The organism is Streptomyces sp. NBC_00252 (genome assembly GCF_036187565.1).
Classification (GTDB): domain Bacteria; phylum Actinomycetota; class Actinomycetes; order Streptomycetales; family Streptomycetaceae; genus Streptomyces.
In genome coordinates this window covers 3,107,166-3,129,212 of record NZ_CP108087.1, presented here as the reverse complement: position 1 = coordinate 3,129,212, position 22,047 = coordinate 3,107,166, and the positions used below count along the sequence as shown (strand labels likewise).

17 protein-coding genes are annotated in these 22,047 nt (G+C 70.3%); 12 read left to right on the top strand and 5 right to left on the bottom strand.

Going from position 1 to position 22,047, the window contains the following annotated elements:
- The first annotated feature begins 19 nt into the window (after positions 1-19).
- Positions 20-865, top strand: coding sequence for a ribonuclease III (gene rnc, locus OHT77_RS13255; RefSeq protein ID WP_384880173.1), 846 nt, complete (start codon positions 20-22; stop codon positions 863-865).
- Between the two features lie 79 nt (positions 866-944).
- Positions 945-1,799 (top strand): bifunctional DNA-formamidopyrimidine glycosylase/DNA-(apurinic or apyrimidinic site) lyase, encoded by an 855-nt coding sequence (gene mutM / locus OHT77_RS13250; protein WP_328828541.1) that lies wholly within the window; start codon positions 945-947, stop codon positions 1,797-1,799.
- Between the two features lie 15 nt (positions 1,800-1,814).
- On the opposite strand, the gene OHT77_RS13245 is transcribed toward mutM, so the two are convergent.
- Positions 1,815-2,216 carry a winged helix-turn-helix transcriptional regulator gene (locus tag OHT77_RS13245; protein ID WP_328828540.1) on the bottom strand — a complete coding sequence of 134 codons (402 nt, stop codon included), beginning with the start codon at positions 2,214-2,216 and terminating at the stop codon, positions 1,815-1,817.
- Positions 2,217-2,297: 81 nt separating this feature from the next.
- Positions 2,298-3,533, bottom strand: coding sequence for a CAP domain-containing protein (locus OHT77_RS13240; RefSeq protein ID WP_328834229.1), 1,236 nt, complete (start codon positions 3,531-3,533; stop codon positions 2,298-2,300).
- Positions 3,534-3,685: 152 nt separating this feature from the next.
- Here OHT77_RS13240 and OHT77_RS13235 point away from each other — a divergent pair, with 152 nt between their 5' ends.
- The 4 genes from OHT77_RS13235 (at position 3,686) to OHT77_RS13220 (ending at position 10,015) form a co-directional block, all read left to right on the top strand.
- Positions 3,686-3,967: an acylphosphatase gene (locus OHT77_RS13235; RefSeq protein ID WP_266772936.1), complete on the top strand. Its 282-nt coding sequence runs from the start codon at positions 3,686-3,688 to the stop codon at positions 3,965-3,967.
- A gap of 392 nt (positions 3,968-4,359) precedes the next feature.
- The gene (locus OHT77_RS13230) at positions 4,360-4,560 is read left to right on the top strand and encodes a hypothetical protein (protein ID WP_019068749.1); all 201 of its coding nucleotides are present in this window, start codon (positions 4,360-4,362) and stop codon (positions 4,558-4,560) included.
- 218 nt (positions 4,561-4,778) lie between these two features.
- On the top strand, positions 4,779-8,384 hold the full coding sequence (smc, locus tag OHT77_RS13225) for a chromosome segregation protein SMC (RefSeq protein WP_328828539.1): 3,606 nt from the start codon (positions 4,779-4,781) through the stop codon (positions 8,382-8,384).
- Positions 8,385-8,593: 209 nt separating this feature from the next.
- A complete protein-coding gene (locus OHT77_RS13220; RefSeq protein ID WP_328828537.1) occupies positions 8,594-10,015 on the top strand; it encodes a sugar porter family MFS transporter in 1,422 nt (473 codons plus the stop codon).
- A gap of 94 nt (positions 10,016-10,109) precedes the next feature.
- On the opposite strand, the gene OHT77_RS13215 is transcribed toward OHT77_RS13220, so the two are convergent.
- Positions 10,110-10,469, bottom strand: coding sequence for a hypothetical protein (locus tag OHT77_RS13215; protein ID WP_328828536.1), 360 nt, complete (start codon positions 10,467-10,469; stop codon positions 10,110-10,112).
- 70 nt (positions 10,470-10,539) lie between these two features.
- A complete protein-coding gene (locus OHT77_RS13210; RefSeq protein WP_328828535.1) occupies positions 10,540-11,511 on the bottom strand; it encodes an LLM class flavin-dependent oxidoreductase in 972 nt (323 codons plus the stop codon).
- 180 nt (positions 11,512-11,691) lie between these two features.
- Here OHT77_RS13210 and ftsY point away from each other — a divergent pair, with 180 nt between their 5' ends.
- Entirely contained in the window at positions 11,692-12,894 is a 1,203-nt protein-coding gene (gene ftsY, locus OHT77_RS13205; protein WP_328828533.1) for a signal recognition particle-docking protein FtsY, read from the top strand.
- A gap of 155 nt (positions 12,895-13,049) precedes the next feature.
- Here ftsY and OHT77_RS13200 read toward each other — a convergent pair whose 3' ends face one another.
- Positions 13,050-13,715, bottom strand: a complete 666-nt coding sequence (locus tag OHT77_RS13200) for a bifunctional DNA primase/polymerase (RefSeq protein WP_328828531.1) — start codon at positions 13,713-13,715, stop codon at positions 13,050-13,052.
- 446 nt (positions 13,716-14,161) lie between these two features.
- On the opposite strand from OHT77_RS13200, the gene nsdA reads away from it, so the two are divergent.
- The 5 genes from nsdA to ffh all read left to right on the top strand — a co-directional run bounded on the left by nsdA (position 14,162) and on the right by ffh (position 21,977).
- Positions 14,162-15,646 carry a transcriptional repressor NsdA gene (gene nsdA / locus OHT77_RS13195; protein ID WP_328828528.1) on the top strand — a complete coding sequence of 495 codons (1,485 nt, stop codon included), beginning with the start codon at positions 14,162-14,164 and terminating at the stop codon, positions 15,644-15,646.
- Positions 15,647-16,172: 526 nt separating this feature from the next.
- A complete protein-coding gene (locus tag OHT77_RS13190) occupies positions 16,173-17,507 on the top strand; it encodes an ammonium transporter (RefSeq protein ID WP_266772945.1) in 1,335 nt (444 codons plus the stop codon).
- The gene (locus OHT77_RS13185) at positions 17,504-17,842 is read left to right on the top strand and encodes a P-II family nitrogen regulator (protein ID WP_043680493.1); all 339 of its coding nucleotides are present in this window, start codon (positions 17,504-17,506) and stop codon (positions 17,840-17,842) included. The genes OHT77_RS13190 and OHT77_RS13185 overlap by 4 nt, the downstream gene beginning before the upstream one ends.
- A gap of 25 nt (positions 17,843-17,867) precedes the next feature.
- Positions 17,868-20,318: a [protein-PII] uridylyltransferase gene (locus OHT77_RS13180; RefSeq protein ID WP_328828526.1), complete on the top strand. Its 2,451-nt coding sequence runs from the start codon at positions 17,868-17,870 to the stop codon at positions 20,316-20,318.
- A 105-nt stretch (positions 20,319-20,423) separates the two neighbouring features.
- Positions 20,424-21,977 carry a signal recognition particle protein gene (gene ffh, locus OHT77_RS13175; protein WP_328828525.1) on the top strand — a complete coding sequence of 518 codons (1,554 nt, stop codon included), beginning with the start codon at positions 20,424-20,426 and terminating at the stop codon, positions 21,975-21,977.
- Positions 21,978-22,047 lie beyond the last annotated feature (70 nt).

Here is a 22,047-nt window from a genome sequence, read left to right as displayed (position 1 = left end):
GCGGCTGGTGAGAGGCACCATGTCTGACGTCAAGGCGGACTCAGTCGCCAAGAAACACGCGGACACGGCCTCGTCCCACACGCTGTTGGAAGGGCGGCTCGGGTATCACCTCGAGTCCGCCCTTCTGGTGCGTGCGCTGACCCACCGTTCGTACGCGTACGAGAACGGCGGTCTGCCGACGAACGAGCGGCTGGAGTTCCTCGGGGACTCCGTGCTCGGCCTCGTCGTCACGGACACGCTGTACACCACCCACCCCGACCTGCCCGAAGGCCAACTGGCCAAGCTGCGGGCCGCGGTGGTCAATTCTCGTGCGCTGGCGGAGGTCGGTCGCGGTCTGGAACTCGGCTCCTTCATCCGGCTCGGCCGGGGCGAAGAGGGCACGGGAGGCCGGGACAAGGCGTCCATCCTCGCCGACACCCTGGAAGCGGTGATCGGCGCGGTCTATCTCGACCAGGGCCTCGATGCGGCCTCCGAACTGGTGCACCGCCTGTTCGACCCGCTCATCGAGAAGTCCTCGAACCTCGGTGCCGGCCTGGACTGGAAGACCAGTCTCCAGGAGCTCACCGCGACCGAGGGGCTCGGTGTCCCCGAGTACCTGGTCACGGAGACCGGCCCCGACCACGAGAAGACCTTCACTGCTGCCGCCCGCGTCGGAGGCGTCTCGTACGGCACCGGCACCGGCCGCAGCAAGAAGGAGGCGGAGCAGCAGGCCGCCGAGTCCGCCTGGCGGTCCATCCGGGCCGACGCGGACGAGCGCGCCGCGAAGGCGAAGGAGGCGGCCGAACAGCAGACCGCCGAGGTCGCCGTCGAGGCCGCTGAGCAGCCTGCCGAGGAAAGCGCCGACACGTCGTCGGCGTCCGCCTGACCGAACAGCGCGACCTGAGCGCCCGTCCCCGCAGCGGGGCGGGCGCTCGGTTCATTCACCCGTCGTCACAGGGGATGTCATGCCCGAGTTGCCCGAGGTCGAGGTCGTCCGGCGGGGTCTGGAGCGCTGGGTCGCCCAGCGGACCGTCGCCGACGCCGAGGTGCTGCATCCGCGTGCGGTACGACGTCATGTCGCCGGCGCCGACGACTTCGCGCACCGGCTCAAGGGGCATCGGATCGGCACCCCGAGCAGACGCGGCAAGTATCTGTGGCTGCCGTTGGAGGACACCCGGCAGGCGGTGCTGGCGCACCTCGGGATGAGTGGTCAACTCCTGGTCCAGCCGCACGAGTTGCCCGACGAGAAGCACCTGCGCATCCGGGTCCGCTTCGCCGACGCTCTCGGTACCGAACTCCGCTTCGTCGACCAACGCACCTTCGGCGGGCTGTCGTTGCACGACACCACCCCGGACGGGCTGCCGGACGTCATCGCGCATATCGCGCGTGACCCCCTGGACCCGTTGTTCGACGACGAGTTGTTCCATCAGGCGCTGCGCCGCAAGCGGACGACGATCAAACGGGCCCTGCTCGACCAGTCGTTGATCAGCGGAGTCGGCAACATCTATGCGGACGAGGCCCTTTGGCGGGCCCGCGTCCACTACGAACGCCCGACCGCGACCTTCACGCGCCCGCGCACCGCCGAACTCCTGGGCCACGTACGGGATGTGATGAACGCGGCCCTCGACGTGGGCGGCACCAGCTTCGACAGCCTGTACGTCAACGTGAACGGGGAGTCGGGCTACTTCGACCGCTCGCTCGACGCGTACGGCCGCGAGGGTCTGCCGTGTCGGCGCTGCGGTACGCCGATGAGCCGGCGGGCGTGGATGAACCGGTCGAGCTACTTCTGCCCCAAGTGCCAGAAGGCGCCGCGGAGTTAGTGGACCCCTTGGGGGTCAGACGGCGCTGCGCGTCTCGTCGTAGCGCGTGCGGGCGGCGAGGACGTCGTCCATGCGGGACTCCACGAAGTCGACGAGGTCCTTCAGGCGTTCGGCGACGCCATGGCCCAGCGGGGTCAGCTCGTAGTCCACGCGCGGCGGGTTGGTCGGCTGGGCCTCGCGGTGGACCAGGCCGTCGCGCTCCAGGGCGTGCAGGGTCTGCGAGAGCATCTTCTCGCTGACGCCGTCGACCCGGCGCCGCAGCTCGTTGAAGCGCAGGGAGCCCTCGTGCAGCGCGCACAGGGTGAGGCCGCCCCAGCGGCCCGTGACGTGCTCCAGGGTGCCCCGGGAGGGGCAGGCCTTCGCGAAGACGTTGTACGGGAAGCTCTGCTCCTTCGTACGGTCCTGGGTCGTGTCCATGGCGCAAGGGTACGCGAACACAGCGCTAACCGACAGGGAGCACTAACCAGTGGTTAGTGCTCCCTGTCGGTGTGCTCGTTCCTAGTACCCGAAGTCCTGCGTCCACCAAGGGCCGCCGGTGCCGAAGTGCACACCGACACCCAGGGTCTTGAAGTCGCAGTTCAGGATGTTGGCCTTGTGGCCGGGGCTGTTCATCCAGGCCTCCATGACCGCGGCCGCGTCGGCCTGGCCGCGGGCGATGTTCTCGCCGCCGAGGTTGGTGATGCCGAGCTTCTCCGCCCGGTCCCACGGGGTGGCCCCGCTGGGGTCGGTGTGGTCGAAGAAGTCCTGGTCGGCCATCTGCGTGCTGAAGTTCTCCGCCAGCGTGGTCAGCGAGCTGTTGGCGGCGACCGGGCTGCAGCCGACGAGCGCGCGCTGTTCGTTGACGAGCTTGAGGACCTCGGCCTCGGCCGCGGCCTCCGTGGAGACGGTCACCGCCGGCGCGGCGGCGGACTGCGTGGGCGTCGGGGTGGGCTTCGCCGAGGGGGCCTTGGTCGCGGGCTTCTCGGTCGGGGCCGTGGCCGCAGGCTTCTTCGCCGGTGCCTTGGTGGCCGGCGCGGTGGCGGACTTGGTCGGAGCCGCCGACGGGGAGGCCGCGCGGTTCGCGTCGCGGCTCGTGGAGGAGCCGTCGTCGCGGGACTCCGCGCTGCCGGAGGTGCCGCCCTGCTCGGTCGCCGAGTTGGTCGGCGAACCGGCGGCCTGCACCTTGTCCGAGCTGTTGCCGCCGCCGAGTTTGTAGTTGTCCAGCCCCGGCACGGCGCCCGCGGCGACCGCGACCGTACCGATGGCGACCGCCGCGGAGACCCCGAGCAGGCCGGACTTCACCGGCGTCACACTCTTGCGCTTGCGGCGGCGACCGCGGCCCGCGCGCGAACTCTCGACCCGGGCGGAGGAACCCGCCGCCTCGGGGAAGACCACGGCGTAGTCCTCCTCGGTGGCGAAGAGGTACGCCTCGCTCTTGCGGCGGGAGTCGGCCTTGAGGCGGGTCTCGGCCTGCAGGCGGGCCTCGCTCTTCGGCGGGACCTCACTGCTGTGTGCGTGGACCTCACGGACCCGGTGGTCGGCCGGGGCCTGGTGGAACTCGGACGGGCCCTCCGGGTGCAGGTAGGGCGCCATGCCGATCGTCGAGCCGTCGGCCGGGTTCCAGTCGGACCGGTCGTTCCAGTCGTACGAGTCGTGCGGGCCGTAGCCGCCCGTGTATGAGCCGTGCGTCTCTGTGACCCCCGTGGCGCGGCCCGTGGCGGCGCGGCCGGCGGCGGAGCGTCGGTGGCGTCCCATGTCCTTGCCTTTCGTCCTTGCGGTCAACTCGTCCGTGTGACCCAGCTCACTCATTCGAGTGAGTTTCATATGAGATTCATTGGGGCGGACGGTACCGCATGGCGCGTGGGGAGCAAGTGTCCGGAGAGACATTGGCCGGTTAGGTTGCAGCCATGAGTGAGGATGTGCGGATGGTCGCCTGGGTGCGAGGGCGTGTGCAAGGTGTGGGTTTTCGGTGGTTTACCCGTGCCAAAGCCCTGGAGATCGGCGGCCTGAGTGGTTTTGCTCTCAATTTGGGCGACGGGCGGGTGCAAGTGGTCGCCGAGGGGGCGCGCGAGGGCTGCGAAGGACTCCTCGACTGGCTCCGGGGAGGCGACACGCCCGGGCGCGTGGATGGCGTCACCGAGATCTGGGACACACCTCGCGGCGGCTACGACGGCTTCGCGATCCGCTGAGCACAATCTGCGAAACCGTGTAAAGCGGCCCTGGCGGAAGCGGAGGGACATGCCACCGGCAGCTGCCCACAGCAGAAATGACCTGGTGGTTGCCAATAACGGCTCGCTCTGGCAGGCTCCGCACCTAAGGATGATCGCCACACTTGGAAAGGCCCCGCAGGAGTCGCAGCGCCGCCCGCTCAGGGCCGCGTGCCCCCGGGTTGCCGCCAATACGGGGTGTGATCGTGTTGACCGTCAAACTTTTTGGTGAGACTCTGAAAGCCCCGCGCACCTTAGCTGTTTGGCATGGAAGAACAGCAGAGCACCACCTAAGTCTGTCAAGCACCGCGGGTGCGATTCCCTCACGACCCACACCGCTTCGGTCGGTCACTCAGTGTGGAGGACCATCCATCATGGCAAAGGCGCTTCTCGGTTACGTCGGCGGCTCCGACCCGCGACTCCTCGCCGAGATGCGACGGCTCCAGCAGCGCGTCCAAGACCTGGAATCCGAGCTCGTTCGGATCCAGGAAGAGAACGACGCGCTGACGGCTGCCGCAACTCACGATTCGCTTCTCGAGCTCGACGCACGCCAGGCAGAGCCCGCGCTCACCTGATCACTGCGACGCACCACATGACACGCAGTGGTCGGGCGGCCTGCTTCAACCACTAAGTTGTCAGAGTTTGCAAGGGACGCTTCGGCGTCCCTTCTTTCTTTCCCCCGTATGCCTCCACCCTCTTTAACGTTTGGTGTGCCCTGCACGTTCACGGGCGAAACCGCGGGGAACCGGACGTTCATGGAGAGAGCGAGCGGCGGAAGGTAGAGTCCAGCGGCGTGCACCTCAAGGCCCTGACCCTGCGGGGGTTCAAGTCGTTCGCCTCGGCGACCACGCTCCGGTTCGAGCCGGGCATCACGTGCGTCGTCGGTCCGAACGGCTCGGGCAAGTCCAACGTCGTGGACGCGCTCAGCTGGGTCATGGGCGAACAGGGCGCCAAGTCACTGCGCGGCGGCAAGATGGAGGACGTCATCTTCGCCGGCACCACCGGCCGCCCCCCGCTGGGCCGCGCCGAGGTGTCCCTCACCATCGACAACTCCGACGGCGCACTGCCCATCGAGTACGCCGAGGTCACCATCACGCGGATCATGTTCCGCAACGGCGGCAGCGAGTACCAGATCAACGGCGACACGTGTCGCCTCCTCGACATCCAGGAACTCCTCTCCGACTCCGGCATCGGCCGCGAGATGCACGTCATCGTCGGGCAGGGCCAGCTCGACTCCGTGCTCCACGCCGACCCCATGGGCCGCCGCGCCTTCATCGAGGAGGCGGCCGGGGTCCTCAAGCACCGCAAGCGCAAGGAGAAGGCGCTCCGCAAGCTGGACGCGATGCAGGCCAACCTCGCGCGCGTGCAGGACCTCACGGACGAACTCCGCCGCCAGCTCAAGCCCCTGGGCCGTCAGGCCGCCGTCGCCCGCCGCGCCGCCGTCATCCAGGCCGACCTGCGCGACGCCCGCCTCCGCCTGCTCGCCGACGATCTCGTACGCCTGCGCCAGGCGCTGAACACCGAGATCGCCGACGAGGCCGCGCTGAAGGAACGCAAGGAGGCCGCCGAACAGGAGCTGCGCAAGGCGGTCCAGCGCGAAGGGCTCCTGGAGGACGAGGTACGGCAGCTCACGCCGCGCCTCCAGCGCGCCCAGCAGACCTGGTACGAGCTCTCCCAGCTGGCCGAGCGGGTGCGCGGCACGATCTCGCTGGCCGAAGCACGGGTGAAGAGCGCGACCTCGGCGCCCCCCGAGGAGCGGCGGGGGCGCGACCCCGAGGACATGGAGCGCGAGGCCGCCCGCATCCGCGAGCAGGAGGCCGAGCTCGAAGCAGCCCTCGAGGCGGCCGAGCACGCCCTGGAGGACACGGTCGCCCACCGCTCCGAACTGGAGCGCGAGCTGACGGCCGAGGAACGGCGTCTGAAGGACGTGGCCCGTTCCATCGCCGACCGCCGCGAGCACCTCGCCCGGCTCAACGGCCAGGTCAACGCGGCCCGTTCGCGCGCCGCCTCCGCCCAGGCCGAGATCGACCGCCTGGCCGCCACCCGCGACGAGGCCCAGGAACGCGCGGTCACCGCCCAGGAGGAGTACGAGGCACTCCAGGCCGAGGTCGACGGCCTCGACGCCGGCGACGCCGAACTCACCGAGCGGCACGAGGAGACCAAGCGCCACCTGTCCGAGGCGGAAGCCGCGTTGACGGCGGCCCGGGAAGCGGCCACGGCGGCGGAACGCAAGCGAGCCGCCACCCAGGCCCGCCACGAGGCACTGGCACTGGGCCTCCGCCGCAAGGACGGCACCGGGATACTGCTCGGCGCACAGGACAGACTCACCGGCATCCTGGGCCCAGCGGCGGAACTGCTGACGGTGACCCCGGGCCACGAAGTAGCCCTCGCGGCAGCCTTCGGCGCGGCAGCGGACGCAATCGCGGTGACCACGCCGGCATCGGCAGCAGACGCGATCCGCCTCCTGCGCAAGCAGGACGGCGGCAGAGCAGCGCTGCTGCTGGCAGGAGCCCCAGACGCTCCGACACCGGTCACGGGCACTCCCCAAAGGGGCGCGGGGAACGGCGCGACCAGCCACGACGCACCTGCAGACGCCCGACAACGCTTCGCGGCAGATCTGGTCCGCGCCCCCGCAGACCTCATGCCCGCAGTCCGCCGCCTCCTCCACAACTACGTCGTGGTCGAAACCCTCGAAGACGCGGAACAACTCGTATACACCCAACCCGAGTTGACCGCAGTCACCGCCGAAGGCGACCTCCTCGGCGCCCACTTCGCCCACGGCGGCTCCGCAGGCGCCCCCAGCCTCCTCGAAGTCCAGGCCTCCGTAGACGAAGCCGCAGCCGAACTCGAAGAACTGGCCATCCGCTGCGAGGAGTTGGCCACCGCCCAGCAGACCGCGACCGAGCGCCGCAGGGAACGCGCCGCGCAGGTGGAGGAGTTGGGGGAGCGCCGCAGGGCAGCCGAGCGCGAGAAGTCCGCCGTGGCACAGCAGTTGGGACGCCTCGCGGGTCAGGCGCGGGGCGCCGCCGGCGAGGCTGAACGATCCGCCGCTGCCGCCGCACGAGCACAGGACGCCCTCGACAAGGCCGTGGAAGAGGCCGAGGTTCTCGCTGAACGGCTCGCTGTCGCCGAGGAGATGCCGGTCGAGGAGGAGCCCGACACCTCCGTGCGGGATCGGCTTGCCGCTGATGGGGCCAACGCCCGGCAGACCGAGATGGAGGCGCGGCTTCAGGTCCGTACGCATGAGGAGCGGGTCAAGGGGCTGGCCGGGCGGGCCGATTCGCTGGACCGGGGGGCCCGCGCCGAGCGGGAGGCGCGGGCGCGGGCGGAGCAGCGGCTCGCGCGGTTGCGGCACGAGGCCGGGGTCGCGGAGGCCGTGGCCTTCGGGGCGCGGCAGCTGCTCGCGCACGTCGAGGTGTCCCTGCGCCGCGCCGACGAGGAGCGCACCGCCGCCGACGCCGCGAAGGCGCGCCGCGAGCAGGAGCTGACCGCCGCCCGCAACCAGGGCCGCGACCTCAAGGGCGAGCTCGACAAGCTCACCGACTCCGTGCACCGGGGGGAGGTGCTCGGTGCCGAGAAGCGGATGCGGATCGAGCAGCTGGAGACCAAGGCGCTGGAGGAGCTGGGCGTCGAGCCGTCGGGCCTGATCGAGGAGTACGGGCCGCATCAGCTCGTGCCGCCCTCGCTCGCCGCCGAGGGCGAGGTGCTGCCCGATGACCCCGAGGATCCGCGCAACCAGCCCCGGACGTTCCACCGCGCCGAGCAGGAGAAGCGGCTCAAGTCAGCCGAACGGGCGTACCAGCAGCTGGGAAAGGTGAACCCGCTCGCGCTGGAGGAGTTCGCGGCGCTGGAGGAGCGGCACAAGTTCCTCAGCGAGCAGCTGGAGGACCTGAAGAAGACCCGGGCCGACCTGCTTCAAGTGGTGAAGGAGGTCGACGAGCGCGTCGAGCAGGTCTTCACCGAGGCGTACCGGGACACGGCCCTGCAGTTCGAGGGTGTCTTCAGCAGACTGTTTCCGGGGGGCGAGGGCAGGTTGATCCTGACCGATCCCGACAACATGCTGACCACGGGTGTGGATGTGGAGGCCCGCCCGCCCGGCAAGAAGGTCAAGCGGCTCTCCCTGCTCTCCGGCGGGGAGCGGTCCCTGACCGCGGTGGCCCTGCTGGTGTCGATCTTCAAGGCGCGGCCCAGCCCGTTCTACGTGATGGACGAGGTCGAGGCGGCCCTCGACGACACCAACCTCCAGCGGCTGATCCGGATCATGCAGGAGCTCCAGGAGGCTTCGCAGCTGATCGTGATCACCCACCAGAAGCGCACGATGGAGGTCGCCGACGCGTTGTACGGCGTCTCCATGCAGGGCGACGGAGTGTCGAAGGTCATCTCGCAGCGTCTTCGCTAGAACCCCACCGCTTGTTCAACTCTTGAACGCGGCGTGGTCACCTGCAGGGTTCGATCTCACAGGGGACCCCCTATTGACTTCGAAACTTGAAGGCATAGTCTCTGCAACGTTGCTTTTACCTTCAGGTGGTGGGCAGCGGGAAGCTGTGCGCCACTGGAAGGGTCGCCCCCCCACCCCGGCGGCGTTGCCGGTGGCCCGAGGAGTTACACGTGACCAGCACTGCGCAGGCACCTCAGTCAGGAGCCGGGTCGGCTCATCCCGAACATCTGGGGCATGTCATTTTCATCGCGGCGGCGGCCGCGATGGGCGGCTTCCTCTTCGGTTACGACAGTTCCGTGATCAACGGGGCGGTCGAGGCGATCCGTGACCGCTACGACGTGGGGTCGGCGGCCCTGGCGCAGGTCATCGCGATCGCTCTGATCGGCTGTGCGATCGGCGCGGCGACGGCCGGTCGGATTGCGGACCGTATCGGCCGTATCCGCTGCATGCAGATCTCCGCGGTGCTGTTCACGATCAGTGCGGTGGGTTCGGCGCTGCCGTTCGCGCTGTGGGATCTGGCGTTCTGGCGGGTGATCGGCGGGTTCGCGATCGGTATGGCCTCGGTCATCGGCCCGGCCTACATCGCCGAGGTGTCCCCGCCCGCCTACCGCGGCCGGCTCGGGTCGTTCCAGCAGGCGGCGATCGTCATCGGTATCGCGATCTCGCAGCTGGTCAACTGGGGTCTGCTGAACGCCGCGGACGGTGACCAGCGCGGCAAGCTGATGGGTCTTGAGGCCTGGCAGGTCATGCTCGGCGTCATGGTGATCCCGGCCGTTCTGTACGGGCTGCTGTCCTTCGCGATCCCCGAGTCCCCGCGTTTCCTGATCTCGGCGGGCAAGGTGGGCCGGGCGCACGAGGTGCTGCGTGAGGTCGAGGGCGACGACGTCGACTTGGATGCCCGGGTCGCCGAGATCGAGCACGCGATGAAGCGGGAGCACAAGTCGACGTTCAAGGACCTGCTCGGCGGGGGCGGTTTCTTCTTCAAGCCGATCGTGTGGGTCGGTATCGGCCTGTCCGCGTTCCAGCAGCTGGTCGGTATCAACGTCGCGTTCTACTACTCCTCGACGCTGTGGCAGTCGGTGGGGGTCGACCCGACGCAGTCGTTCTTCTACTCCTTCACGACGTCGATCGTGAACATCATCGGCACCGTGATCGCCATGATCTTCGTGGACCGGATCGGCCGCAAGCCGCTGGCCCTGATCGGTTCGGTCGGCATGGTCGTGGGTCTCGCGCTGGAGGCCTGGGCCTTCTCCTACCACCTGGTCGACGGCAAGCTGCCCTCGGCGCAGGGCTGGACCGCGCTGGTCGCGGCCCACGTGTTCGTCCTGTTCTTCGCCCTGTCCTGGGGTGTCGTGGTGTGGGTGTTCCTCGGCGAGATGTTCCCCAACCGGATCCGCGCCGCCGCTCTGGGCGTGGCGGCCTCCGCGCAGTGGATCGCCAACTGGGCCATCACCGCGAGCTTCCCGTCGCTGGCGGACTGGAACCTGTCGGCGACCTACGTGATCTACACCGTCTTCGCCGCCCTCTCCATCCCCTTCGTCCTCAAGTTCGTCAAGGAGACCAAGGGCAAGAAACTCGAGGACATGGGCTGACGAAGCCCCCAAGAACCGGGTCCCATGCACCGGGGCTCATGAACTCGGGGAGACGGGCTCCATCCCCCGCCGCCCGTCTCCCCGAAACCCTCCCTCACCAGATGAGGACGCCGCCGCCGATCTCCCGGGCCCGGAGAGCGGCGGCCTCGATGTTGTCGAGGCGGCTCCCGATGACATCGGACTGCTTGCCGACAGCCCCGGCGACGGCTTTCAGATGCTCCCGGAGCAGCGCGATCTCGCGCAGGAACTCCGGTACGTCCGACGCCTCGACGTACAGGTCGCTGGAGGCCAGCACGGGAAGGTACGTGGCGCCCAGCGCACGTACGGGCGCCGAGCCCCACACGGTCTCGCGCCAGTTCTCGAAACCGGCCGAGTCGTTGCATCCCTCCGGAACGTCGAGCACGTTCCACTGGCCGTCCGCGTCACGCAGGAACACATCCACAGCCAAGGTCATGACCGCAGTGGACCACCGGTGGCGCGGCCGGTCCACCGGTTCCGGGTAAAGGTCACTCTCCGGGTCGGGGTCACTCCCCGAGCCGCGGCAGCACCCGCTCCGCGAACAGCCGCAGGCTGCGCCACCCCTCGTCCACCGGCATCCCGCCCGCCAGCGGATGTAGCACGAGGTTGTCGAGCCCCAGCGCCACGCACTCGTCCGGCGTGAGGATGCGGTACACGCCCTCCGCGCGCAGCTCCGCCACCGTCGTCGCCCCCGACTTCACCGCCGAGCGGATCTCCCCGGACTGCCAGGAGGCGTACGTCCGTGCCTCGTGCAGGAAGTGCGCGCCGTACTCCGCCCAGGCCCGGTCCGGGTCCTCGGCGATGTGCAGCAACGGCGTCTCCGCCCCCGGCATCATCGTCCAGCCCTCGGTGCCGTACTCGACGAGCCGGTCCTTGTAGTACGCCTCAAGCTCGGGCAGGTGCGCGCTGGGGAAGAACGGCAGGCCCAGCCGGGCGGCCCGGCGGGCGGCGGCCTTCGAGGAACCGCCGACCAGCAGCAGGGGGTGCGGGTCGGACAAGGGGCGCGGGGTGACCCGTACGGTACGGCCGCGGTACTCGAACTCCTCGCCGGACCACGCCTTCACCAGCGTCTCCAGCAGCTCGTCCTGGAGCCTGCCCCGGCGCTTCCAGTCCACGTCGAACTGGGCGTACTCCTCGGGCCGGTAGCCGATCCCGGCCACGGTCACCAGCCGGCCGCCGCTGAGCAGATCGAGTACGGCGATGTCCTCGGCCAGCCGCAGCGGGTCGTGCAGCGGGCCGATGACCGCCGACACGGTCACCGCGATCTGCCGGGTCGCGCCGAACACCGCGCCCGCGAAAGCGAAGGGCGAGGGCAGCCAGTTGTTGGCGACGCCGTGGTGCTCCTCCGTCTGCACGGTGGTGATCCCGTGCTCGTCGGCGTACGCGGCCATCTCCAGGGCGGCCCGGTAGCGGGCGCTCAGCGAGGCGGGGGTGGCACCGGGTTCGACGAGGTTGAAGCGTACGACCGAGACGGGCATGGGAGGTCCCCCTTCGAGTGCGGCGGGGTCGCGTGTGGTGGGGGACGGTAGCTGACGGTGCGTCAGATGGCCATGGCCACGACCACGGCGTTCCGGGTCTCCGGGCTTCTCGGCGTGTGCGAGGTCCGGGCGTGCCCGCGCTGGGTCCCGGCGAGGCCCATGGCTGATACTGGGTGGGTTATGGAAACCGTCATCCTTGCTGTAGTCATCGCCGTGGTCGTGCTCGGTGCGCTCGGCGGGCTCGTCGTCGGCAGCCGGCGCAAGAAGCCGCTGCCCCCGCCGCCCACCTCCGTGCCCGACATCACCGCCCCGCCGGCCGAGCCGCACGTCGGCGACGAGGCCGAGACCCCGCGCGACGAAGCGCGCCGGACCATAGAGGAGGTGGATCTCCCCGACGGGTCGGCCCCGGTCGCCGTCGAGGAACCCCCGGTACCGGACGTCCCCGTACTGGATGTCCCGGAGCCGACCGCCGGACGGCTCGTCCGGCTCCGCTCGCGGCTGTCCCGCTCGCAGAACGCGCTCGGCAAGGGGCTGCTCACGCTCCTGTCCCGCGAGCACCTCGACGAGGACACCTGGGAGGAGATCGAGGACATCCTCCTCACCGCTGACGTCGGCGTCGCCCCCACCCAGGAACTGGTCGACGGGCTGCGCGCCCGCGTGAAGGTGCTCGGCACCCGCACCCCGCAGGAGCTGCGCACGCTGCTCCGCGAGGAGCTGCTCAAGCTGGTCGGCACCGACATGGACCGCACGGTCAGGACCGAGCCCGAGGACCGGAAGCCCGGCATCGTGATGGTCGTCGGGGTCAACGGCACCGGCAAGACCACCACCACCGGCAAGCTCGCCCGCGTCCTCGTGGCCGACGGACGGACCGTCGTGCTCGGCGCGGCCGACACCTTCCGGGCCGCCGCGGCCGATCAGCTGCAGACCTGGGGCGAGCGGGTCGGTGCCCACACCGTGCGCGGGCCCGAGGCCGGTGACCCCGCCTCCGTCGCGTTCGACGCGGTGAAGGAGGGCAAGGAGATGGGGGTCGACGTCGTCCTCATCGACACGGCGGGGCGGTTGCACACGAAGACCGGGCTCATGGACGAGCTGGGGAAGGTCAAGCGGGTCGTGGAGAAGCACGCGCCGCTCGACGAGGTGCTGCTGGTGCTCGACGCCACGACCGGGCAGAACGGGTTGGTTCAGGCGCGGGTCTTCGCCGAGGTCGTCGACATCACCGGGATCGTGCTGACGAAGCTCGACGGCACGGCGAAGGGCGGCATCGTGATCGCCGTCCAGCGGGAGCTGGGGGTGCCGGTGAAGCTGATCGGGCTCGGTGAAGGGGCGGACGATCTGGCGCCGTTCGAGCCGGAGGCGTTTGTTGACGCCCTTATCGGCGAGTGACGCTTCGCGGGTCCGGTGGTTTTTCGGCCGCCGGTCTGTGGGGGCTTGTCGCGCCGTTCCCCGCGCCCCTGGCGGGGCGCTGAAGTTGGCCCTTGTTCGAAAAAATGCCCGTCCTCAACTCGCTGTTGAGGGCGGGCACTTCGTTGATCCGCGGGCTATGCGCGCGACCTGTGCGCCACGTACGCCAGGGTGCCCAGGAGCAGGCGGGCCGCAGGGGGCTTCGTTGCCGAGTCGAGGGCGGGGGAGCGGAGCCAGGTGACCGGGCCCAGGCCGGAGCGGTCCGAGGGCGGGGCGGTGATGTGGGTGCCGGGGCCGAGGCCTCTGAGGTCGAGGGAGGTGGGGTCGTCCCAGCCCATGCGGTAGAGGAGGGACGGGAGTTCGGCGGCCGCGCCGGGGGCGACGAAGAACTGGGCGCGGTGGTCGGGGGTCGCCGTGACCGGGCCGAGCGGGAGGCCCATGCGCTCCAGGCGGGCCAGGGCGCGGCGTCCCGCGGGCTCGGCGACCTCGATCACGTCGAACGCGCGGCCCACCGGCAGCATCACCGCGGCGCCGGGCAACTCGGCCCAGGCGTCGGTCACTTCGTCGAGGGTGGCACCGGCACGCACCTCCGGCGCGAAGGTCAGCGGATGCGCGCCCGGCGTACGGCATGTCGTGTCGCCGCAGGAGCACGCGCCGCCGGCGGCCCGTGCGCCCGCGACCACGTCCCAGCCCCAGAGGCCGGTGAACTCGGCCACGGCCGTGCACTCCGACGTGCGGCCGCGGCGGCGCGTGCCCGAGCGGATGTCGCGGATGGCCCGGCTGCTGCCGATCGTGAAGCCCATGCCCCCTCCAACGGGTCCAACGCACCGGTGGTTACGAGACGGATGCGTAACGTCACTCTGTGTTCACGCCTGCCCCGCACCGCGTGGTCCAGGCGGCGCCCAGGAGCATCCCGGGTGGTGCACTCGACGGCATGCGCCCCTGCGCGCACCGCTCCGCCCACTTCCGGTCGTCCTATGTCAAGTGAATCGTGCGCGGGCAACCGTAGGTTCATTCGAAGGGGTGGCGAATGGTGGCGTTTCCGCGATCGCCGTGGCTGGACGGGTGATCGTAGGATTACTTTGAGTGCACAAGCCCTCGGGGCACATGCACTCGTGGGTATGCCGGAGGCAACTCGTCATCTCGTTCGAAGGGTGACAAGTGCGGGACGGGAAGCCGTATTTACCGGCATTCTGATAGGGCTTGGCGCACAGCGGCGACAAGTGGTTCCAGGGATGGGGGCGTTCCAGTGGGCGGCAACGGCGGAAGCGGGACAACCGCGGCCAGTACGGAGAAGCGCCCCAATGAGCTGCTCGGCTCGTGGTTCGTGCGCAGCGGCTGGTCCAAGGGCGAGCTGGCGCGGCAAGTGAACCGCCGGGCGCGGCAGTTGGGGGCCAACCACATCTCCACGGACACCTCGCGGGTGCGCCGCTGGCTGGACGGTGAGAACCCGCGCGAGCCGATCCCGAGGATCCTCTCGGAGCTGTTCTCCGAGCGCTTCGGCTGTGTCGTCTCGGTCGAGGACCTGGGCCTGCGCGCGGCCCGCCAGGCGCCCTCGGTGGCCGGCGTCGACCTGCCGTGGACGGCCCCTCAGACGGTGGCCCTGCTCAGCGAGTTCTCCCGCAGCGACCTCATGCTGGCCCGGCGCGGCTTCCTCGGCGCCTCGCTCGCCCTGTCGGCCGGGCCGTCCCTCATCGAGCCCATGCAGCGCTGGCTCGTCCCGGGTCAGTCGGCCCAGCAGTCGGAGCCCGAGCCCGCGAGCGCCTCCCGGCACCAAGGGCGGCTCTCCCGGCCCGAGTTGGAGCTGCTGGAGTCCACCACCGCGATGTTCCGCAAGTGGGACGCCCAGTGCGGCGGCGGCCTGCGCCGCAAGGCGGTCGTAGGACAGCTGCACGAGGTGACCGACCTGCTGCAGGAGCCCCAACCCGAGGCCACCACACGGAAGTTGTTCAAGGTCGCCGCCGAACTCGCCGAGCTGGCCGGGTGGATGTCGTACGACGTGGGGCTCCAGCCCACCGCGCAGAAGTACTTCGTCCTCGCGCTGCACGCCGCCAAGGAGGCGGGGGACAAGCCGCTCGGGTCGTACGTCCTGTCCAGCATGAGCCGACAGATGATCCACCTCGGGCGGCCCGACGACGCGCTGGAGCTGATCCACCTCGCGCAGTACGGCAGCCGGGACTGCGCGAGCCCGCGGACCCAGTCGATGCTGTATGCGATGGAGGCCCGCGCCTACGCCAACATGGGCCAGCCGGGGAAGTGCAAGCGGGCCGTCCGGATGGCCGAGGACACCTTCGCGGACGTGCACGACTGGGACGACCCGGACCCGGACTGGATCCGTTTCTTCTCCGAGGCAGAGCTGTACGGGGAGAACTCGCACTCCTATCGCGACCTCGCCTACGTCGCCGGCCGCAGCCCCGCCTACGCCTCGCTGGCCGAGCCCGTCATGCAGCGGGCGGTGGACCTCTTCGCCAAGGACGACGAGCACCAGCGGTCGTACGCGCTCAACCTCATCGGCATGGCCACCGTGCACCTGTTGCAGCGGGAGCCCGAGCAGAGCGCGGTGCTGGCGACGGAGGCGATGACCGTCGCCAAGAAGGTGCGCTCCGAGCGCGTCAACACGCGTATCCGCAAGACCGTCGACACCGCGGTCCGCGACTTCGGCGAGCTGGCCGAGGTCGTCGACCTCACCGACCGGCTCGCCATCGAGCTGCCGGAGACCGCCGAAGCGGTCTGACACCCCGAACCCCGGCCGCGGCCGGCCCTCCCGAACCGCCCGACTCGGCTCCCCCATGCCAGGTCATCGGAAGGCCGACCGCGGCCGGTCCTGTTCCGCCGCCGAACGGTCCGGACGCGTCCCGACTCGTATTCGAAAGACCCGCCCCGCCATGGTCTGCGGCAGCGGTCGCCCGGCCGGAATCGCCGTACGCGCCGGGCGGCTCCCGGACCGGCCCCGGCAGCGCGCCGAAGGGGCCCGGCCCCATGCCCCGGCGCCCCCGCGCCGAGCAGGCGGGAGGCGGACCGCGGCCGGTTTCCCGCCACGGGAAAAGGTTGCGCCACGATAACGATCGCGCGGCCGGAGATCCGGCGGTTCATCGACGCGTAACACGTACGGCGCCTTCGTCACCCCGGTGAAACATCGAGGGGCTTCGACCGAAACCGCGCTGCGCCAATCTCATGGCGCATAACCGGACCCCCCGCCTTGACCGGACCGCATCCAGGCTTCGCCCGCACGGGGCCGTACAACCGACGAGGAGACGCCGATGGCATCAGCCGCCATCACGCTTGCCGCTGAGGCACCCAAACTGTCCTCCGCGAACACAGGCTTCATGCTGATCTGTTCTGCCCTGGTGCTGCTCATGACACCGGGACTCGCCTTCTTCTACGGAGGCATGGTCCGCGTCAAGAGCACCCTGAACATGCTGATGATGAGCTTCATCAGCATCGGGATCGTCACCATCCTGTGGGTGCTCTACGGCTTCTCCCTCGCCTTCGGTTCGAGTAACGGCTTCATCGGCTACAACTCCGACTGGCTGGGGATGAGCAACGTCGGACTGACGGAGCTCTGGGACGGCTACACCATCCCGATCTTCGTGTTCATGGTCTTCCAGATGATGTTCGCCGTCATCACCCCGGCCCTGATAAGCGGTGCCATCGCCGACCGCGTGAAGTTCTCGGCCTGGGCGCTCTTCGTCGCCCTGTGGCTGACGATCGTCTACGTCCCGGTCGCCCACTGGGTGTGGGGCGCCGACGGCTGGGCCTACAAGCTCGGCGTGATCGACTTCGCCGGTGGTACGGCGGTCCACATCAACGCCGGTGCCGGCGCCCTCGGCGTCATCCTGGTCATCGGCAAGCGCGTCGGCTTCAAGCGTGACCCCATGCGTCCGCACAGCCTTCCGCTGGTCATGCTCGGCGCCGGTCTCCTGTGGTTCGGCTGGTTCGGCTTCAACGCCGGTTCGTGGCTCGGCAACGACGACGGCGTCGGCGCGCTGATGTTCGTCAACACCCAGGTCGCCACCGCCGCCGCCATGCTCGCCTGGCTCGCCTACGAGAAGATCCGGCACGGCGCGTTCACCACGCTGGGCGCGGCCTCGGGTGCCGTCGCCGGTCTGGTCGCGATCACCCCGTCCGGTGGCGCGGTCTCCCCGATGGGCGCCATCGCCGTCGGTGCCATCGCCGGTGTCGGCTGCGCCGCGGCCGTCGGCCTGAAGTACAAGTTCAACATCGACGACTCCCTCGACGTCGTCGGCGTCCACATGGTCGGCGGTATCCTCGGCTCCCTGCTGATCGGCTTCTTCGCCACCGGCAAGGGCCAGTCCACCGCCACGGGCGTCTTCTACGGCGACCACACCTTCACCCAGCTGTGGAAGCAGTTCGCCGGTGTCGGCGCGGTCCTCGGCTACTCCCTGGTCGCCTCCGCGGTCCTCGCCTTCCTCATCGACAAGACCATCGGCATGCGGGTCACCGAGGACGAAGAGGTCGCGGGCATCGACCAGGCGGAGCACGCCGAGACCGCATACGACTTCAGCGGAGCGGGCGGCGGCCTCGGCAGCAGCTCCCTCGCCACGGCCACGGAGACGAAGAAGGTGGACGCATGAAGCTCATCACCGCCGTCGTGAAGCCCCACCGGCTCGACGAGATCAAGGAAGCCCTGCAGGCCTTCGGGGTCCACGGTCTGACGGTCACCGAGGCGAGCGGCTACGGTCGTCAGCGGGGACACACCGAGGTCTACCGGGGTGCCGAGTACACGGTCGACCTGGTCCCCAAGATCCGCATCGAGGTGCTGGCCGAGGACGACGACTCCGAGCAGCTGATCGACGTCATCGTGAAGGCCGCCCGTACGGGCAAGATCGGTGACGGCAAGGTCTGGTCCCTCCCGGTCGAGACGGCCGTCCGGGTCAGGACCGGCGAGCGCGGACCGGACGCGCTCTAAAAAGAAACAGAACAGGAGTCGCTGGGTGACGAGTACGGACGTGCGCAAGGATGCAGAGGACTCCGGACCCAGCGGCTACGCGGCGGCCCGGCTGCGCCTCCTCACTGAGGGGGCGCGGTCCGGGCCGCCGCGCCGTGCGGCCCTCGCCGAACTGACCGACGAATGGCTGACCGGCCTCTTCGCCGCCGGATCCGAGGCGCTCAAGGGCGTCTCCCTGGTCGCGGTCGGCGGCTACGGCCGCGGTGAACTCTCCCCGCGCAGCGACCTCGACCTGCTTCTCCTGCACGACGGCGGCGACTCCGGCGCGGTCGCCGCGCTGGCCGACCGCATCTGGTACCCGGTCTGGGACCTCGGCCTCGCCCTGGACCACTCCGTCCGGACCCCCGCCGAGGCCCGCAAGACCGCGGGCGAGGACCTCAAGGTCCAGCTCGGCCTCCTCGACGCCCGCCACATCGCCGGCGACCTCAGCCTGACCGCCTCACTGCGGACCGCCGTCCTCGCCGACTGGCGCAACCAGGCGCCCAAACGCCTCCCCGAACTCCAGGAACTCTGCGCCGAACGCGCCGAGCGCCAGGGCGAGTTGCAGTACCTCCTCGAACCCGACCTCAAGGAGGCCCGCGGCGGCCTCCGCGACGCCACCGCGCTGCGCGCCGTAGCTGCCTCCTGGCTCGCCGACGCCCCGCGCGAGGGACTCGCCGACGCCCGCCGACGGCTTCTCGACGTGCGGGACGCCCTGCACCTCGCCACCGGGCGCGCGACCGACCGGCTCGCGCTCCAGGAGCAGGACCAGGTCGCCGCCGAACTGGGCCTCCTTGACGCGGACACCCTGCTGCGGCAGGTCTACGAAGCGGCACGCGTCGTGTCGTACGCCAGTGATGTCACCTGGCGTGAAGTGGGGCGCGTGCTGCGGTCCCGTGCCGTGCGGCCGAGGCTGCGCGCCATGCTCGGCGGGGGCGCGAAACCCGCCGCTGAGCGCTCCCCGCTCGCCGAAGGGGTCGTGGAACAGGACGGCGAGGTGGTGCTCGCCCGGGCCGCGCGTCCCGAGCGCGACCCCGTTCTTCCGCTGCGCGCCGCCGCTGCCGCGGCCCAGGCCGGACTCCCGCTCTCGCTGCACGCCGTACGGCGCATGGCCGCCGGTGTGCGCCCGCTGCCCACGCCGTGGCCCGCCGAGGCGCGCGAGCAGCTGGTGACGCTGCTCGGTTCCGGGCAGCCCACCGTGGACGTGTGGGAGGCGTTGGAGGCCGAGGGCCTGATCACGCGGCTGCTGCCGGACTGGGAGCGGGTGCGCTGCCGGCCGCAGCGCAACGCCGTGCACATCTGGACCGTCGACCGGCACCTCATCGAAACCGCCGTCCGCGCCTCCGAGTTCGCCCGCCGCGTCAGCCGCCCCGACCTCCTCCTGGTCGCCGCGCTGCTGCACGACATCGGCAAGGGCTGGCCCGGCGACCACTCCGTGGCCGGCGAGATCATCGCCAAGGACGTGGCCGCCCGCATCGGCTTCGACCGCGCCGAGGTCGCCGTCCTCGCGACCCTCGTACGCCATCACCTGCTGCTCATCGAGACCGCCACCCGGCGCGACCTGGAGGACCCGGCGACGGTCCGTTCGGTCGCCGAGGCGGTCGGTACGACGAGCACCCTGGAGCTGCTGCACGCGCTGACCGAGGCGGACGCGCTGGCCACCGGACCGGCCGCCTGGTCGTCCTGGCGGGCCGGTCTCGTCACCGACCTGGTGAAGCGGGTCGCCGCCGTCCTCTCCGGTGACGCCCCCGAGGAGCCCGAGGCGGGCGCGGCCACCGCGGAACAGGAACGCCTCGCGATCGAGGCCGTCGCGACGGGCGGCCCGGTGCTGGCCCTGCGCGCCCAGACCGAACCCCCGTCCGAGGACGAGCCCGCGGGCGACCCCGAACCCCTCGGCGTGGAACTCCTGATCGCCGTACCGGACCAGCCGGGCGTGCTCCCCGCGGTGGCCGGCGTCCTGGCGATGCACCGCCTGACGGTCCGTACGGCGGAGCTGCGCGCGCTGGACCTGCCCGACGGCGTCGAGGGTTCCGTGCTGCTGCTGAACTGGCGGGTCGCCGCCGAGTACGGCTCCCTGCCCCAGGCCGCCCGGCTGCGCGCCGACCTCGTACGCGCCCTGGACGGCTCCCTGGACATCGCGGGCCGCCTCGCCGAACGCGACGCCGCGTATCCGCGCCGCCGGGGTGTCGTCGCCCCCGCCGCGCGCGTGACGGTCGCGCCGGCCGCCTCCCGGCACGCCACGGTCATCGAGGTGCGCGCGCACGACGCCCCGGGGCTGCTGCACCGGATCGGCCGCGCCCTGGACGACGTGGGCGTACGGGTCCGCAGCATGCACGTCTCGACGCTGGGCGCCAACGCGGTCGACGCCTTCTACGTGACGACCGCCGAGGGCGTCCCGTTGGTGGGGGACGAAGCGGCCTCGGTGGCGCGGAAGCTGGAGGAGACCTTGCGGGCCTGAGCCCCTCCCGGCTTTCCGACCCCGCAGGCGGGGACGATTCGCTTGCGCGGCCGGATACCCTGGAAGACGCTCACACTGCCCCCGACTCCGAGGACCGACGCCGCCGTGTTCGATACTCTCTCCGACCGCCTCTCAGCGACCTTCAAGAATCTGCGTGGCAAGGGGCGTCTGAGCGAGGCGGACATCGACGCCACCGCGCGCGAGATCCGTATCGCCCTCCTCGAAGCGGACGTGGCGCTGCCGGTCGTACGGACGTTCATCAAGAACGTCAAGGAACGCGCCCTCGGTGCCGACGTCAACAAGGCGCTGAACCCGGCCCAGCAGGTCCTGAAGATCGTCAACGACGAGCTCGTCACGATCCTCGGCGGCGAGACCCGGCGCCTGCGCTTCGCCAAGAACCCGCCGACCGTGATCATGCTCGCGGGTCTGCAGGGTGCCGGTAAGACGACCCTCGCGGGCAAGCTCGGCAAGTGGCTCAAGGACCAGGGGCACTCGCCGCTGCTCGTCGCCGCCGACCTCCAGCGCCCGAACGCGGTGAACCAGCTGAGCGTCGTCGCCGAGCGCGCCGGCATCGCCGTCTATGCCCCCGAGCCGGGCAACGGCGTGGGCGACCCGGTCAAGGTCGCCAAGGACTCCATCGAGTTCGCGAAGTCCAAGGTCCACGACATCGTGATCGTGGACACCGCGGGCCGCCTCGGCATCGACCAGGAACTGATGCAGCAGGCCGCGGACATCCGTGACGCGGTCTCCCCGGACGAGATCCTCTTCGTCGTCGACGCGATGATCGGCCAGGACGCGGTCAACACCGCCGAGTCCTTCCGCGACGGCGTCGGCTTCGACGGCGTGGTCCTCTCCAAGCTCGACGGCGACGCCCGCGGTGGTGCGGCCCTGTCGATCGCCTCGGTCACCGGCAAGCCGATCATGTTCGCGTCGAACGGCGAGAAGCTCGAGGACTTCGACGCCTTCCACCCGGACCGGATGGCCTCCCGCATCCTCGACATGGGTGACCTGCTCACCCTGATCGAGCAGGCGGAGAAGACGTTCAGCCAAGAAGAGGCCGAGAAGATGGCCTCCAAGCTGGCGTCCAAGAAGGGCCAGGACTTCACCCTGGACGACTTCCTGTCCCAGATGGAACAGGTCAGGAAGATGGGCAGCATCAGCAAGCTGCTCGGCATGCTCCCCGGCATGGGCCAGATCAAGGACCAGATCAACAACCTGGACGAGCGGGACGTCGACCGTACGGCCGCGATCATCAAGTCGATGACCCCGGCCGAGCGCGCCGAGCCGACCATCATCAACGGCTCCCGCCGCGCCCGTATCGCCAAGGGCTCCGGCGTCGAGGTCAGCGCCGTGAAGGGCCTGGTCGAGCGGTTCTTCGAGGCCCGCAAGATGATGTCCCGCATGGCCCAGGGCGGCGGGATGCCCGGCATGCCGGGGATGCCGGGCATGGGCGGCGGCCCCGGCCGCAGCAAGAAGCAGCCCAAGAAGGCCAAGGGCAAGCAGCGTTCGGGCAACCCGATGAAGCGCAAGCAGCAGGAGCTGGAGGAGGCGCAGCGCCGCGAGGCCGGCGCCGCCCCGGGCGGCAACGCGTTCGGACTGCCCGAGCAGGGCGCCCAGGACTTCGAGCTGCCGGACGAGTTCAAGAAGTTCATGGGCTGACGGTCCGTGCGCTGAGCTGCGGAAAGCTCACGGGCCGACCGCCCTTCCACGTCGCCGAGGGCGCCCTTCT

Excerpts from the sequence above, each read along its gene's own strand:
- rnc (WP_384880173.1), top strand. The coding sequence starts at position 20 with ATGTCTGACGTCAAGGCGGACTCAGTCGCCAAGAAACACGCGGACACG.
- mutM (WP_328828541.1), top strand. The coding sequence starts at position 945 with ATGCCCGAGTTGCCCGAGGTCGAGGTCGTCCGGCGGGGTCTGGAGCGC.
- OHT77_RS13245 (WP_328828540.1), bottom strand. The coding sequence starts at position 2,216 with ATGGACACGACCCAGGACCGTACGAAGGAGCAGAGCTTCCCGTACAAC.
- OHT77_RS13240 (WP_328834229.1), bottom strand. The coding sequence starts at position 3,533 with ATGGGACGCCACCGACGCTCCGCCGCCGGCCGCGCCGCCACGGGCCGC.
- OHT77_RS13235 (WP_266772936.1), top strand. The coding sequence starts at position 3,686 with ATGAGTGAGGATGTGCGGATGGTCGCCTGGGTGCGAGGGCGTGTGCAA.
- OHT77_RS13230 (WP_019068749.1), top strand. The coding sequence starts at position 4,360 with ATGGCAAAGGCGCTTCTCGGTTACGTCGGCGGCTCCGACCCGCGACTC.
- OHT77_RS13215 (WP_328828536.1), bottom strand. The coding sequence starts at position 10,469 with ATGACCTTGGCTGTGGATGTGTTCCTGCGTGACGCGGACGGCCAGTGG.
- OHT77_RS13210 (WP_328828535.1), bottom strand. The coding sequence starts at position 11,511 with ATGCCCGTCTCGGTCGTACGCTTCAACCTCGTCGAACCCGGTGCCACC.
- ftsY (WP_328828533.1), top strand. The coding sequence starts at position 11,692 with ATGGAAACCGTCATCCTTGCTGTAGTCATCGCCGTGGTCGTGCTCGGT.
- OHT77_RS13200 (WP_328828531.1), bottom strand. The coding sequence starts at position 13,715 with ATGGGCTTCACGATCGGCAGCAGCCGGGCCATCCGCGACATCCGCTCG.
- OHT77_RS13190 (WP_266772945.1), top strand. The coding sequence starts at position 16,173 with ATGGCATCAGCCGCCATCACGCTTGCCGCTGAGGCACCCAAACTGTCC.
- OHT77_RS13185 (WP_043680493.1), top strand. The coding sequence starts at position 17,504 with ATGAAGCTCATCACCGCCGTCGTGAAGCCCCACCGGCTCGACGAGATC.